Source organism: Nonomuraea glycinis (genome assembly GCF_014646515.1).
Classification (GTDB): domain Bacteria; phylum Actinomycetota; class Actinomycetes; order Streptosporangiales; family Streptosporangiaceae; genus Nonomuraea; species Nonomuraea glycinis.
Genome location: NZ_BMNK01000013.1, coordinates 91,014 through 105,694 on the forward strand (window position 1 = coordinate 91,014; position 14,681 = coordinate 105,694).

General features: G+C 67.4%; 11 protein-coding genes. 6 read left to right on the forward strand and 5 right to left on the reverse strand.

Annotation, left to right across the window (positions count from 1 at the left end; translation table 11 throughout):
- The first annotated feature begins 10 nt into the window (after positions 1–10).
- The 3 genes from IEY87_RS30955 to IEY87_RS30965 all read left to right on the forward strand — a co-directional run bounded on the left by IEY87_RS30955 (position 11) and on the right by IEY87_RS30965 (position 4,140).
- Complete coding sequence (locus tag IEY87_RS30955) at positions 11–2,230, forward strand: ATP-binding protein (protein WP_189142361.1); 2,220 nt, start codon at positions 11–13, stop codon at positions 2,228–2,230.
- 63 nt (positions 2,231–2,293) lie between these two features.
- Positions 2,294–3,049: an alpha/beta fold hydrolase gene (locus IEY87_RS30960; protein ID WP_189142362.1), complete on the forward strand. Its 756-nt coding sequence runs from the start codon at positions 2,294–2,296 to the stop codon at positions 3,047–3,049.
- Between the two features lie 230 nt (positions 3,050–3,279).
- Positions 3,280–4,140 carry an abortive infection family protein gene (locus IEY87_RS30965; protein ID WP_189142363.1) on the forward strand — a complete coding sequence of 287 codons (861 nt, stop codon included), beginning with the start codon at positions 3,280–3,282 and terminating at the stop codon, positions 4,138–4,140.
- Here the strand turns inward: IEY87_RS30965 and IEY87_RS30970 are convergent.
- From IEY87_RS30970 to IEY87_RS30990, 5 genes are all read right to left on the reverse strand, one after another.
- Entirely contained in the window at positions 4,119–6,233 is a 2,115-nt protein-coding gene (locus IEY87_RS30970) for a GmrSD restriction endonuclease domain-containing protein (protein ID WP_189142364.1), read from the reverse strand. The two genes, IEY87_RS30965 and IEY87_RS30970, sit on opposite strands and share 22 nt — an antisense overlap.
- 223 nt (positions 6,234–6,456) lie before the next feature.
- Positions 6,457–7,311, reverse strand: a complete 855-nt coding sequence (locus IEY87_RS30975; RefSeq protein ID WP_189142365.1) for an alpha/beta fold hydrolase — start codon at positions 7,309–7,311, stop codon at positions 6,457–6,459.
- A 54-nt stretch (positions 7,312–7,365) separates the two neighbouring features.
- Positions 7,366–7,734, reverse strand: coding sequence for a TraR/DksA family transcriptional regulator (locus IEY87_RS30980; RefSeq protein ID WP_189142366.1), 369 nt, complete (start codon positions 7,732–7,734; stop codon positions 7,366–7,368).
- Positions 7,735–7,778: 44 nt separating this feature from the next.
- The gene (locus IEY87_RS30985) at positions 7,779–8,498 is read right to left on the reverse strand and encodes a hypothetical protein (protein ID WP_189142367.1); all 720 of its coding nucleotides are present in this window, start codon (positions 8,496–8,498) and stop codon (positions 7,779–7,781) included.
- Positions 8,495–10,315 carry a carbamoyltransferase family protein gene (locus IEY87_RS30990; RefSeq protein WP_189142368.1) on the reverse strand — a complete coding sequence of 607 codons (1,821 nt, stop codon included), beginning with the start codon at positions 10,313–10,315 and terminating at the stop codon, positions 8,495–8,497. Before IEY87_RS30990 ends, IEY87_RS30985 begins: the two co-directional genes overlap by 4 nt.
- Positions 10,316–10,528: 213 nt before the next feature.
- Here IEY87_RS30990 and IEY87_RS30995 point away from each other — a divergent pair, with 213 nt between their 5' ends.
- The 3 genes from IEY87_RS30995 (at position 10,529) to IEY87_RS31005 (ending at position 14,615) form a co-directional block, all read left to right on the forward strand.
- Positions 10,529–12,979 carry a polysaccharide lyase family 8 super-sandwich domain-containing protein gene (locus IEY87_RS30995; RefSeq protein WP_225277834.1) on the forward strand — a complete coding sequence of 817 codons (2,451 nt, stop codon included), beginning with the start codon at positions 10,529–10,531 and terminating at the stop codon, positions 12,977–12,979.
- Positions 12,980–13,053: 74 nt separating this feature from the next.
- On the forward strand, positions 13,054–13,194 hold the full coding sequence (locus tag IEY87_RS31000) for a hypothetical protein (RefSeq protein WP_189142369.1): 141 nt from the start codon (positions 13,054–13,056) through the stop codon (positions 13,192–13,194).
- A 443-nt stretch (positions 13,195–13,637) separates the two neighbouring features.
- Entirely contained in the window at positions 13,638–14,615 is a 978-nt protein-coding gene (locus tag IEY87_RS31005; RefSeq protein ID WP_189142370.1) for an AAA family ATPase, read from the forward strand.
- The last annotated feature ends 66 nt before the right edge of the window (positions 14,616–14,681 follow it).

Sequence of the window (14,681 nt, forward strand, 5' to 3'; positions counted from 1 at the left end):
AACTGCGCGAGTGCCGCTTATCGGACGCCGCAGCGAGCTTGCCGAGGTGGGGCGGCTGCTGGACCGGGCCGAGGCCGGGATGGGTGGGTGCCTCGTCGTCGTCGGGCCACCGGGAGCCGGGAAGACGGCGCTGATCGATGCCGCCGCGCAGTCGGCCGGTGCTCGTGGGGTCCCGGTGAGCCGGGAAGATCTGGAGCGCCTCGCCGACGGCGGGCCGCGACTGCTGCTCGTCGACGATGTCGATCGAGCCGGCCCGCGGGCCGTGGAGTTCCTGGCCCGGTTCGCCGCGAAGCCTGGCGCCACGGTCCTGCTCGCGAGCGCGGAGCGGCCGTTGGGGGTGACGCCGGAGGTGCGGCTCGGCGGGCTGTCGGAGCCGGAGTTGGCCGAGCTCGTGCCGTACCTGCCCGCTGAGGTCGTTCATGTGGTGTGGCTGGCGTCGGGGGGTCTGCCCGGAGTCGCCCTCGGGTTCGCGCGTGAGCTGGCGGGGATGGACGCCGCTGACGCTCTGGTTCACCTGGCGTTGACGGCGCCGTCGCGGGCGGAGTTCCTGGATCTGGATGTCGGTCTGATCCGCCTGCTGGAGGTCGCGGCCGAGCGTCCGTTGCCGCCCGCCGTCCGGGCTCGGGTGCTCGGGCGGCTCGCCCGTGAGCTGTTGGGGGACGCGTCGGCGGGGGCGTACCGGCAGGAGTTGATCGACGAGGCGGTACGGCTGGCCAGGGGCGGCGGCGATCCCGGTGCGGTGGCGGAGGTTCTCGACTGCGGGCTGCACGCGCTGTGGGACCCGGGGGCGGCCCGCGAACGCCTGACGACCGCGCACGAGATCGTGGAGCAGGCTCGGCGGGCCGGCGATGCCATGACCGAGCGGCGCGGGCTGTTCTGGCGGTTCGTCGCGTTGGCGGAGTTGGGTGAGCTGGGAGCCGCTGAGGCGGCGCTGACGGCTTACGCGCGAGCCGCCGAAGTGGCGGGTGACGCCGGGGCCGCGGTGGTGGTACTGGGCCGGCAGTCGATGCTGGAGACGGTTCGCGGCCGGTTCGACGCGGCGAAGGCGCTCGCCGCCGAGGTGGCGTCCGGTGGGCGGCGGGCTGGGCTCGCCGACGCCGATCGGCTGGCCAGGGCGTTGGCCGGTGCCGTCGACGCGGCGCGCGGCCGGGTCGAGTCGCAGGTGGATGTGTGGCGTGAGCTGGCCAGGAGGCTTCCCGGCCACTTCTTCGAGGCGACCGCCGCCCGGATACTGGCCGAGTCCGGCGAGGTCGTGGAGGCGGGACTGGAGCTGGAACGGCTGCTGCCGGCCGTCCTCGGCGGATCCGGGCCGCGCTGGGTCGGAGCCGTGGCCGACCTGGCGATCGTGGCGTCGCGCGCCGGCGAACCGCCGGCCGTCCAGGCCCTGTACGACGCGCTGCTCCCGTACCAGGGGCGGCTGGTCGTCTGGGCCGGCGCCGCCACGATCACCGGGCCGGTCGACGACTACCTGGGCCGGCTGGCCATCCGGCTCGGGCGCCAGGACCAGGGGGTGGCCCACCTGGACAGCGCGGTCGCTTTGGCGGAGCGGATCGGGGCACTGCCCTGGCTCGCGCGGACACTGGCGGCTCGGGGGCACGCCCTGGGAGACCCCGAGGATCTTGGCCGGGCCCGCTCGATCGCGGAGCGGCTCGACCTGGCAGGGGTCCTCGCCGTGCTCGGGCCGCGGGCCGACGAGTGGCGGCTGACCAGGGACGGCGACGACTGGCTGCTCCAGGCCGGGGCTGAGCGGGTGCGGCTGCCGGATGGGCGTGGGGTGCGGTATCTGCGGGCTCTGCTGGCCGCGCCCGGACAGGAGATCTCGGCCCTGGATCTCGTCGCCGGAGGCGCCGGTCTGCGCGAGCCCGCCGCCGAGCCGGTTCTCGACGACACCGGCCGCAAGGCGTACCAGCGGCGTTTGGCGGCTCTTGACGAGCAGCTCGACGCCGCCGACCGGGCCGGGGACACGGGACGCGCGGCGGACGTACAGGCTGAGAGGAGTGCCCTGCTGGCTGAGCTGCGGCGGGCCGCCGGGCTCGGTGGCCGGCCACGGGCGCAGGGCGGCGAGGCGGAACGGGCTCGGGTCAGCGCCACTCGCGCGCTGCGGGCGGCCGTCAAGCGCGTGGAGGCGGTGGCGCCGCTGGCCGGGGCACATCTGCGGGCGTCGCTGCGGACCGGGAAAGTGCTGCGGTATCAGCGGGCGCCGGGTGGGCCGGCGCGCTGGTCCGTGTGACCGTACAGATTGTTCCCACCCTAGTTACGCCTTCCTGGTGAAGCCTCCTGGGAAGGGAAAAGCATGTATTTCGACAGTTATGGCAAGGATGATGAGCGGCCGGCCGTGGTGCTGCTGCACGGGCTCAGTTTTGACCGGCGTCAGTGGGAGCCTGTCCTGGACGAGCTGGCGATCATCGATCCGGATCGGCGAGTCGTGGCCTTCGACCTGCCTGGACATGGGAAGTCGCCGGCGCGGGATTCGTACCAGCTTGACGAGGTCGCCGCGGTGGTGCACCAGGCCGTGACCGCTGCCGGGCTCGACGCGCCGATCGTGGCGGGGCATTCGCTCGGTGGCGCGCTGGCGACCGTCTACGCCGCGAGATATCCGGCCCGAGGTGTCATCAACATCGATCAGCCACTCCTGGTGGGCGGTTTCCGGGACGTGCTGCGCGGTGCGGCCTCCGTACTGCGGAGTCCGGGGTACGGGCAGGTCTGGGACGGCATGCTCGCGGGGATGGGCATCGAACGGCTGCCCGTGGACGCGCAGGAGCTCGTTCGGGCGGCCGGCACGCCACCGCAGGAGCTTCTCCTCGGATACTGGGACGAGATCATGACCATGTCCGCGGAGGAGTTCACGCGGCGGCGGACGCACGATATGGCGACCTTGCGCATGAAGGGCATCGCGTACCACTACGTCGGCGGGAACGACCTGGAGCCCAGGTACCGGAACTGGCTGAAGTGGGTCCTGCCCGAGGTGACCGTCACCGTCCTCCCTGGCGGCGGCCACTTCCCGCACCTGGCCCATCCGGCCGAACTGGCCAAGATCCTCGCCGGGTGACGCGCACGAAGTGGCGAGCGAGGGTGCACGTTGTGGCGACCTCGTGCCAGCACCCCGCCTGGCATGCCCGGCTCTCGCCTACTGCCTGTCGCAGCTGAATGGCCCAGGCTCGGAGAGTGTCCACTACCGGTTCGCCTTGTGGAGCACACGGCATCGAATTCTGCCCCTGCGGCTTGTACGCGCGTTACGCTCACCAGGCGGGAAGCCTTGGGGACTGAGGAGCAGAAGGCGTGACGCAGACGAGACGGGCTTTGCTCAGTCAGGACTCCATCGGAGCGATCGCGGATATCGCCCGTTCGACACGGGACGCGGAGCGCGCCTTCGCCGCAGCCGACATAAAGCTAGAGAAACAGCCGGTCACACGGTACGAAGGCGCTGTGATCGTTGCCAGCACCCCGAGGCACGTCTCGCGAACGCTCCGCGGCCTCGATTTGAGCGAGCCGAAGGTGGTGCGGGCTGTCTTGCGAGCGGTCGTGGCGTTGGCCGAAATCTATGAGTCGGCTCCTTCCTCGGACAGGAGCCGGTTGGTGCGGTTGCGACACTGCCTGGCTGCCGACGGCTTTCCGCTGGATCCGACGGGCGATCCCATGGCTGCGATCCGTGCTCTGGACGCGGTGGCGTCGGATGTCCTTCCGGACGCGTCCGCGATACGTGTCGAATTGGTGCGGCTTGAGAGGTCGCTGGACGATGACCCCAGCCTGGCGATCGGTAAGGCCAAGAATCTGATCGAGGCTACGGCCAAGGCGGTTCTCGCACAGGCAGGCCAACCGGTCGGAACCAATCTGAACGTACCGAAGCTGGTCAAGGGTGCGATGGAGGCGCTTGGCGTACATCCAGATCAGGTGGATGTCGCCAAGTCGCCTCTGGTTCGGACCATTTTGGCCGACGTACAAGACATTGCCCTCAAGGTCGGAACACTGCGGAACAAGGTCGGCGACGGTCACGGCAGCTCGGCTGCCGTGACCGGCATCGAAGCCAGAGACAGCCGTCTGGCCGTACGTGCCGCGATCGCCTGGTGCGCTTACATGCTCGACTCGCTCAGGGAGCCCGCTGAGCGGTCGCCATCGGCTCACGCCGACGGTTCGGACTGAGTCATCCTTCGTACGAACTCCTCACGCAGGTCGGCAAGGGGCCTCAGGCCATCGTCGGTGCCGGCGTACCAGAACGTCCAGCCGTCACAGTTGTTCACGTCGAGCACGGCGCCCGCGGCGGCCGAGGGCGTGTCGAAGATCTTGCCGTCGAGTTCGATCTTGCCTTCCGAGGTGACGATCGCTGCCGCGTCTGTGCCGTGCTGGGGGTCCACGAGGGTGGCGCCGACGTCCAGTAGGTCGTGGTCGATGAGATGGGAGAGCCTTGCTCCGAAGACACCGGTCAGGGCAGCGGACGAGTCGGGCTTTCCAGGCACGGGGTAGTCGGGCTGGTAGGAAGGCTGGCTGAGCAGGGTGAACGCGTCTTGGGTGACCTGGGCCATCAGATGCCGCCGTGCCGATAGAAACGCCTGGTAGTCCATCTCGTGCCAGCTGTCCGGGAGGGCGTGCAGATAGGTGTGCTTGGCCAGCTCTGTGGGGGACAGATGTGCTTCGGAGACCTCTGCTGGCCAGTAGTCGGACGGCGCTTTGTCGGAAATGGCGATGTTGGCGTACCACTCGACGAGGGCCATGTTGGCGATCTGGTTGATCTTGCTGGTGTCTGTCAAGCCGAGGGTCTCGCGCAGGTACTTGCGCGGGAACAGGTGGTGCCGCTCGATTCCCTTCTTCACGACAACTGCTGGATCGAGCCGGGCGCGTACACGCACCGTGGAGAGCAGCGCGGGCGCGTCGTGGATGTTGAGGGCTGCGATGTACGCCATGAGAGCGGGTGACTTCGCTGCGGAGGTCGCCAGGTTGTTCGGGAGCGTGATAGTCCAGAAGTCGTTGGTCAGCGTGTCGTCGATCAGGTGGTTGAGCGTGTCGCAGAACCCTTGCGCGTCACCTGGTTCAATGCCGTCGAGCACAGCGAAGTCGCGCTCGGCCTGGCTTTCGAAGGAGCCGGAGTAGCGACTGGTGGCGTGCGTCATGAAGAACCATCGGGCGATGACCTCGCGCAACCGGGGGATCGGCACGCCGTAGTGGACTCTGCCGAAGAGCCACATGGTGTAGGAGAACAGGATCGCGTTGTCGCTGGTGATCATCTTGCTGCTGCGGAAGCCGGCTCGCTCCAGGCACAGAAGGAATTCGTGCCAGTGGGTGAGGTTGAGGACGTGAGCCTGCGCCGTTTCGAGCTTCCCGAACTGGGCCTCCCTGCTCTGCGGAGAAGCGCTGCCCGATTCCAGATCCCGGCCTCGGAGCAAGGTATAGACGTTTTTGAGCACGGCGCGGCGGTACGCGAGCGCGACGGTCACGCGAAGCAGCTGCGGCGGCTGCGGTTGTATGTACCAGTTGAAGGGGGAAGCGGTGCCGAGGGCTGGAGCCTTGGCCACCCGGCAGAAGTCTTCGAGCTCGCGGCGGCCCTTTTCCCAGAAGACGCTCATCAGGGTGAGGATGAAGTCGGCCTGGTTCAGAGTGACGCCTTCGCTGTTGATGCGGACGAAGACCTCGGCCACCTGCTCCTCGTTGACCGCACGAGACAGCTCTACCACCTTGAAAAGGTAGCTACTCAGGCCATGCAGGCGGTAGAGAGCAGTGTCCAGGCGGTCCCGCTCGTCATCATCGATCTCACGCTTGGTCGCCAGACGCTTGAAGAAGGCCCGAACGGATGGTCCGAAGTTGTTCGGGGCCCATAGGACACTGACGTCCGGGATGAACTCGGAGTCTTTCTCGATGGCCGCGTCGGTGACCGCAAAGGTTCCGTCCGTTGGCCGGAAGGCGATCCGGATCCGGGTTCTGGAATAGTCCTCGCGGAGAACTTCCGTTCCGCTCATGACGGCGTACAGCGAGGTGAGGCGCTGCTGTCCATCGACGATCAGGTACTGTGGCGCGGCCTTGCCGGTGCCGATCTGCCGCGCGCCCGGGTCGGCATCGGTCCTCCAGAACAGGAGGAAGCCGACGGGGAAGCCCTTGTACATCGAGTCGAAGAGTGAGCGGACCTTGGTGGCCTGCCAGACGAATGGGCGCTGGATGTCAGGCAGGGCGACATCCCCGCGATCGATGTTCTCCACCAGATTTCCGACTGTGTAACTGGTGTCGCTGTAGAGCATCGTGGCCATGATCACCTGTATATCTAACGAGGGCAGTGGATCATAAACTCTAATTCAAGAGTTCAAGGCCGTCTCGGTTTTCGGTGTTGCGAAATCACCATGGTTCGATTTATCTACAATTCCTGCCCGTTATCCGTTGATGACGGGTGCGTCTTCTGCACGTGAGGTTCAGCATCATTAAGGTTCCGGTCACGCCGGGTTTCGGCTGATCGATGGTGTGACCGGAACATGCCTACCCGGCCAGGACCTCGCGCAGGGTGGCGGCGAAGGCGTCCGGGTCGCCCTTCATGCCGAACTCGCCGTCCATGAAACCGCCGTGGTGACTGGGGAAAATCACAGGCTGGGTGCCGAGTCGTTCGGCGACCGCCACGCCTGAGCGGTGGGCCATCTCGCCCTCCGATTCGGCGCCGACGGCGAGGACGACGCGGGTCGAGGCCGCGCGCAGGGCCTCGAAGTCGGGCTCGTAGTGGATGCAGGTGATGAGGTTCTGGCCGAACAGCGCGTCGTCGCGGGAGCCGTCGTCCTCGGCCGGCATGCCCATCTCCGCAGGGCTCTGCATGGGGAGCTCGGCGAAATCGGCGGGAATGTCGCCGCGCATGCTGGAGACCGCGATGAACTTCACCATCGCCGCTCCGAAGCCGTCCCGCTCGTACGTCCGGCGGATGTCCGCGATCGCGGCCAGCGCCTGCTCCCGGTCCGGCAGCGTCTGGGCGACCGGCGGCTCGTGGGCGACGAGCGTACGGACCTGCTCCGGATGGACGGCCACCAGCGCGAGGCCGTTGACGGCGCCGCCGCTGCTGGCGAAGATGTCCACCGGCCCGCCGCCGAGCGCGTCGATGAGCCGGTGCAGGTCGTCGGCGTGCAGGTCGGGCGTCGACTCGCTCGCGCCGTCGGTCCGCTCGCTGCGGCCGATCCCGCGCGGGTCGTAGGTGACGACCGTACGATCGCGGAAGCGTTCGGCCAGGCCGGTGAACCCGGTGGCGTCCATCGGGGATCCGATCAGCAGCAGGGGCGGCTCGGTGGTCCCCTCCGCCTCGCGTACGTCGTAGTGCAGAATGCCGCCGGGCACCTCAAGGGTGTGGGTCATCGGGTCGCTTCCTTTCTCCGTGGTGGTGAAGTAGACCAGCGGAGGCGGCGAAAGTCATCGGCGGCGGGGGGCGCAGAGGACACAGGTTCTCGCGGCGGGCAGGATCAGCAGGCGTTCGACGGGGATGCGGTTCCCGCATTTCACGCAGATCCCGTAGCTGCCGTCGCGCAGCCGTTCGACGGCCTCGTCCAGCTCGCCGAGATGGTTCAAGGCCTGATCCAGGAGGGATTGGGCGTGGGCCCGTTCGAAGGCGGTGGACGATCCCTCGGGGTCGTGTTCGTCGTCGGCGCCGGTCAGCGCGGAGGATGAGGTGATCTCGTCCAGGTCGCTGCGCAGCATGGCGACGCGGGCCGTGGTCTGCTTTCGGTCGGCGTCGAGCAGCTCGTGGATGGTCGCCCGCTCCGATGGGGACATTTCGGTCATGATGCCTCCCCCTTCCCTATGACCCATTGCCAGCGTGCCTCTTGTCAATCCTGGGCTGGCACCACGTGCTTCTGGTGCCGGGCGACCGCCTGTTCGACGTAGCGGCCCAGCGGCAGCGCCAACACCGCGACGGCCAGGATCAGGTGGACCACCATGAACACGACGGCGGTCGCGATGCTGGGCGGTCCACCGGTGAAGACGATGATGTGGGAGGCGTAGTCGAGGTGCGACGGCGGGCCGTCGGGCCAGTCGTAGCTGAACCAGAACGTGAGATCGTTCAGCCCGGAGATGACCACCAGGATCGAGGCGATCCCCACTTTGAGTACCGACGTCGTACGGGCTCCGCCCATCCGGTAGCCGAGCAGCCCGAACAGCACGACGAACGTGACGGTCAGCAGGATCCACTGGTAGATGGCCTGGAACAGGAGGTCCTGCTCCTCGCCGGAAGCGGCGCCGTAGGGCAGCATCCGCAGCACCAGCCCGGTGTCCAGGAACCCCATGTAGAAGACGACCGCGGCCAGCAGCAGCGGCGGTCCGAACCGCCGCAGGGGCAGCAGCGCGACGGTCACCACGCCGAACACGAACGGGCTGAGCCGGAAGGCCCAGTCGGCCAGGTTGCCCAGCGTCTGCTGGGGTGGCAGCACGAACAGGATCAGACCGGCGAGCACGGCGGTCGGGACGCCGGAAACCAGCCACAGCCAGCTCCGGCTCCGGTAGGCCGCGGCGATCCAGGCGTCGCGGCGGGCGGGGCGAACCTGGGTCATCGGCCGGCGTCCGATGCGTCGGTCGGCTTCCGGACCCAGAACGGCCCGAGCGCCAGCGCGTCCACGTCGGTCTTGAGGTAGCAGGCGACCGCGTCCTCCGGAGTGCACACGATCGGCTCGTCGTTGTCGTTGAACGAGGTGTTGACCAGCATCGGCACCCCGGTGAGCTCGTCGAACCGGGTGATCAGCTCGTGGTAGAGGGGGTTGTCGGCGCGGCTCACCGTCTGCACCCGGGCGGTGCCGTCCACGTGGGTGATCGCGGGCACCACGGCCCGCTGGTGCTCCAGCACGTCGAAGACGAGCAGCATGACCTCGGACGGATGGTCACTGGCGAAGTACTCGCCGGACCGCTCCTCCAGGCAGGACGGCGCGAACGGCCGGAACGGCTCGCGATGCTTGACCTTCTCGTTCATCCGCGTCTTGGACTCGGGATCGCGCGGGTCGGCCAGCAGCGACCGGTTGCCCAGGGCTCGCGGACCGCACTCCATCCGGCCCTGGAACCAGCCGACGATCATCCCGTCGGCGATCCCCGCCGCGGTGTGGCGGGCGATGTCGTCCACCCGCTGGTACTCGACGCCCGCGTCGCGTAATGCCTGCTCCATCCGCTCCTCGGTGAACTCCGGCCCGGTGAAGACGTAACCGGTGGTCGGCCTGGGCCGGTCGAACCGGCCCACGCTCACCTCCAGCGCCGCGCCGAGCGACGATCCGTCGTCGGCGGAGGCGGGCTGGGCGAAGAACTCCTCGAACCCGGTCTCCAGCAGGATGCGGCCGTTCATCACGGAGTTGAGCGCCACCCCGCCGGCCACCGCGAGCCGGGTCATCCCGGTCTCCTTGTGCAGCCAGTTGGCCAGGTGCAGTCCGGCCCGCTCGAGCGTGGCCTGAAGGGCGTAGGCGATGTCCATGTAGTGCTGCGGGACCGGGTTGTCCTGGGTGATCCGGGTCTGGGGCCGGGGCGGGCCGAAGGTGTCGATGAACTTCTTCGACACCATGTGCTTGCCGTTGCGGTGGTGCTGGAAATAGCTCAGGTCCAGCTCGTATCCGCCGTCCGGGGTGAGGTGCAGCAGCTCGGCGAACCGCTCCACGTAGGTGTCGGTCCCGTACGGCGCCAGGCCCATCACCTTGCCCGCGTCGAGGGTGGAGTAGAAGCCGCAGTAGCCCGTGACGATCGCGTACATGGCGCCCAGCGAGTGCGGATACCGGATGCGCTTCAGGTCCGTGATCCGCTTGCCGTCGCCGACCGCGAGGCAGGTGGTCGTCCCGTCACTGCCGACCCCGTCCATGGTGAGGACCGCGGCGCGCTCGAACGGGCTCACGTAGAACGCGCTGGCCGCGTGCGAGCGGTGGTGGTCGATGAGGTGGACCTTGAACTTCGTCGGCCCGGTGTGGCCGGCGGCGGCCTTGACGTCGTCGGCGAGGGTGTAGGTGCGCTTGATGTGGGCCAGGACCGCGCCGCCGACGTGGTAGTCGTCGTTCCGCTTGGGGCCACCGCCGTGGCGCAGGGTCTCGACCAGGCTGGCCGATTTGGCGCCGTTCTCGCGCTCGTTGCGGAACACGTCTAGGGTGCCGGGGAAGTAGCGGGCGAACACTTTCGCCGCGTGGGCGGCCTCGCGCCAGCGCTGCCAGTAGAACGCCACATGATCGACTTCATCGAGGCCGATTCCGGCCTGCTCCAGGCAGAACCTGATCGCCTGAGCGGGAAAACGGCCGTCGTGTTTGACCCGGGAGAACCGCTCCTCCTCGGCGAAGGCGACGATCTCACCGTCACGCACCAGCGCCGCCGCCGCGTCGTGCACACGGGATATGCCTAGTACATACATGCCATTCACTCCGATTCACGGAAAGTATGTATTCGTTGCATCATATGAGTCTTGATCATGACGAATAGGGTTAAAACCAGCAAGGCTGTCGGGCAACAGCTCGTCATTCAGCTCACCGAGATGGGGCAGGGCCTCGATCCTGGGCTCGCGAAAGAAGATCATGTAACGTAAGCCCGGCGTACCCCTCAACGGCCTGGAGCCGCCGTGCTGCACATGTCTCGCCGCCAGGTTCTCTCCCTGCTCCCCGTCGCCGGCCTACTCGCCGCGGCCACCCCCGTGCATGCCGCCGGGCCCGATCACGCGCGGTTGCTGGCCAACACCGTGGCGATCTTCGCCGGGACTCCGGAGGTCAACGCGCGGCCTGAGGTCGCCGGCAAGCTCGCGGCAATGGCCCGGACCGCCCGTCAGCGGCTGGCCGCCATGGATCAGGCGGGGGAGGGGGAGTTGTTCGCCGGGCTGAGCCTCGGGAGTAACGACGCGAACCTGCGACTGGCGTACCAATATCTGTACGAGATCGCGCTCGCGACCCGCACGCCCGGCGGGGAGCTCGTCAATGACAGTGCTGTTCAGGGGCGGGTCGTGGGCGGGCTGCGGTGGTTGCACGAGCGGCACTTCGGGGACCAGGCGGCGGGCTACTACGGCAACTGGCACAGCTGGGAGATCGGCATTCCCACGCATGTCAGCAGGACGCTGGTGCTGCTGGCCGCGCCGGAGGACCTGACGGCGACGTACATCGCCTCGATGGACGCCTACCTGCGCAACGGCAAGGACGGCGACGTCGACCTCGACTCGCGCTTCCATACCGGGGCGAACCTGGCGGACATCACCGCGAACCGGATCCTGCAGGGGGCGCTCACCGGGGACGACGCCCGGGTGACCAAGGCCATCGCCGACCAGGCCACCGTGTTCGCCGTGATCGATCCGTACCACCTTCAGCACGGGGTCACCGACGGGTACTACCGTGACGGCTCGTTCATCCAGCACCACTCGGTCGCCTACACCGGGTCCTATGGGCGGGCCCTGCTGACCCGGGTCGTGCAGACGCTCAAGACGCTCGGGGGCGGGTCCGAGCTGGGCGGCGTGGTGTACCGGTGGATCAGCGACGGCTTCGCCCCGTTGATCTTCGAGGGGTGGATGATGGAGATCGTCAAGGGACGGGCGGTCTCGCGCACGAACACCGGATACGCCGACGTCGGCGTGATCGTCGAGGCCATCGCCGACCTGACCGACCACGTCGACTCCGCCGCCGCTCTCGCCCTGAAGAAGTACGTCAAGCACCTACCGGAGGCCGACACGGGCGCCTTCATCTCCCCGATCAGCATCGCCCGGTACGCGGCCATCCGCGCCGACCCCGCCATCCCGGCCGCCGACCTGAACCCGGCTTCGCGCAGCGTGGCGTTCAACGCCATGGACCGGACTGTGCATCGGCGTCCCGGCTATGCCTTCGCCCTGGCGCGTAGCTCCGAGCGGATCAGCAAGTACGAGTACATGAGCGGCGAGAATCTGATGCCCTGGTTCCAGGGCGACGGCGCGTACTACCTCTACCTGGCGGGGGAGGACCAGCGCGAGGTGTACGGCGTCGACTACTACACCGCCGTCTCGCCGTACCGGCTCGCGGGCGTCACCACACCGGTGGAGGACCGCCGAACCGTGCCCGAGCTGTACGGCCAGGCCTGGTACGAGAACCCTGGTCACCCGCTTCAGTTCACCTCCTCGTCCGAGTCCCAGAACACCTACGTGTACTTCCCTCGCGCGGAGAACGCGTTCTCCGGCGGCGCGACGCTCGGCGCGTACGGCGCGGCCGGCATGGTCCAGTCCGACGACGCTGCCTACACCGCCAAACAGGCAGGATTGTTGCCCGACGACTTCGTCGCCTACCGCAACGCCCGCGCGACCAAGTCTTGGTTCATGCTCGACGACGAGATCGTGGTCCTGGCCGCAGACGTCTCCGGCCAGGCCGGCCGCGACGCGATAACCACCGTGGACAGCCGCATCGCCGCCCCCAGCGACACGGTCACCCTCACTGGCCAGGGCTGGAACGGCCGAGGGTGGCAGGCGGGGGACACTGCGCCGCCGCGCTGGCTCCGCTACGCCAACGGCACCCGCGGCACCTCGGTCGGCTACGCCTTCCTCACCAGGCAGGTGGTCCAGGCTGGGCTGGAGCTGGTGACCCGCAGCCGCAGAGTCGTCCGTACGGGCAATCCCGACACCAACGTGACCAAGAACGTCTTCACCGCCTCGGTCACCCACCGCGCCCCTGCTCTCGCTTACGCCCTGGTCCCGAACGCGACCGAGAGCCGTATGCGCGGCTACGCGGACGGGCCGCTGGTCGTCCTGGCCAACGACCGGCACGTGCAGGCGATCAAATGCCGGCCCCTCGGGATCGTCGCCGCCAACGTCTTCACCGCTGGCCCGCGCCACGTCGAACGCTTGCTCATCGATGGCCCCGTCTCGGTCATCGTCCAGTACGGAAAGCGTATGGTCGTCGCCCTGTCCGACCCCACCATGAAACGCGACCGCGTCAGCGTCATCCTTCAGGGTGCTCGTCTCAGGCTCGACTCGGCGGACGAGGGAGTGACGGTACGGCGCGTACCGGGCGGCACCCTGGTCCAGGCGACGACCCGCCACGCTCACGGCCGCACTTTCACCGCCACCCTGCGTTGACCCGGTCCGTCAGCCCCTGGCCCGCAAATTCACCGCCCTACCTCCGCTCGTCTTCATGTCCATGGGAAGGAGAAGTGCCGAACCTTCATGGCGTACGCCTCAGGCTCGACTCGGCGGACGAAGGGATGACAGTACGGCGCGTACCGGGCGGCACCCTGATCCAGGCGACGACCCGCCACACCCACGGCCGCACCTTCACCGCCACCCTGCGCTGACCCAGATCTTCGCTGGTCAGCCACGCCGCATGGCCAGAAACTCCCGTCCTCGCTCGGAAGTGATCAGCTTGGCGATCCGTGGGTCGGCCATCAGGACAATGGGCGCGATGTGATCTTCACTGATAGGCCGCCACATCTCCATGGCGTTCCGTAACCGCGGCCAGGCGGCCCTGAACGCGGGATCGGATGTTCTCGCCTGGTAGTCGGTGGAATCGCAGCTACGAGGCTGCTTGTGATCTTCGCTCGGGTGCTTTGATGTGATTCAATACTAAGTGAGAGGATTGCTTGCGCCATCGGATCTCTCGGTCCAACAGCATCCGTTGCGGACCGCTCCTGACATAGCAAGAATCATGACCCGGCTCGATGGGCATGGATAGGGTGCAAGTCCGTGCTCGTGGATCACGAGAGTGCAGTCCGATACTCGAGCCTCGCGAAGGAAGGTCATGGCTGCGTCGGCGGACCACGTCAAGGCTCTCGTCCGAGCCCATGCCGAGGGCGACGAAGACGCCTTCTACAGTGTTGCGCTGCAACTGGCCGCCAAGTCTGCCCGGCAAGGGCACAACCTGCTAGCGGCTGAGCTACGTGATCTCGTGGACGAAGCTCGTGCGCAGCCGACCCGCAAACAAGGGCCGACCCTAGTCGTCCAACCTCGCGGAGAGCTGGCCGAACTTGTATCTGCGAGCTATCCAGACATCCATCTGGCTGATATGACCCTCGCGGAAGCTGTACAAGAGCAGCTACAACGAGTGTTGCACGAACAGCGCCAGCGCGAGCGTCTGGAGAACCATGGATTCGCCCCTATCTACAGACTGCTGCTCGTCGGACCACCTGGCACTGGCAAGAGCATGAGTGCCGCGGTGCTGGCCCGAGAGCTCAGCCTCCCGCTGTTCACAGTTCGCTTGGATGGCCTGATCAGCCGGTTCATGGGGCAGACTGCGTCCAAACTACGCCTAGTTTTCGACACAGCTGCCAAGAGCCGAGCCGTCTATCTCTTCGACGAATTCGACGCGATCGGGGCAGAACGTCGCATCGAGGGAGACGTCGGTGAAGCGCGACGTATCCTCAACAGCTTCCTACTCTTCTTGGACGAGGCGAGGCCAGAGAGCCTGCTGGTAGCGGCCACGAACCACGCTGGAATCTTGGACAATGCGCTATTCCGTAGATTTGACGCTGTCATTACCTATGATGTTCCGAGTGCGGAACAAGCCACTGAGGTACTGCGCCGGAGGCTCGCGTCGATGAATACCAAGAGAGTGGATTGGAGTCGTCTTGCGGACCACGTTGGTGGGCTCAGTCATGCTGAGCTCGTGCGCGCTGCGGAAGCAGCCGCGAAAGACGCGATTCTAACCGGGCACGCTCAGCTCTCCAGCTCAGCTCTGATGGCAGCTCTTGGCGCGCGCCGTGCTACCCGGAATGGGTGAGTCCATCCCTCCCGTGTCCCGTCACCTTCCACATTTGCTCGTTCCGGGTGGCGGCTCTGACGTCGG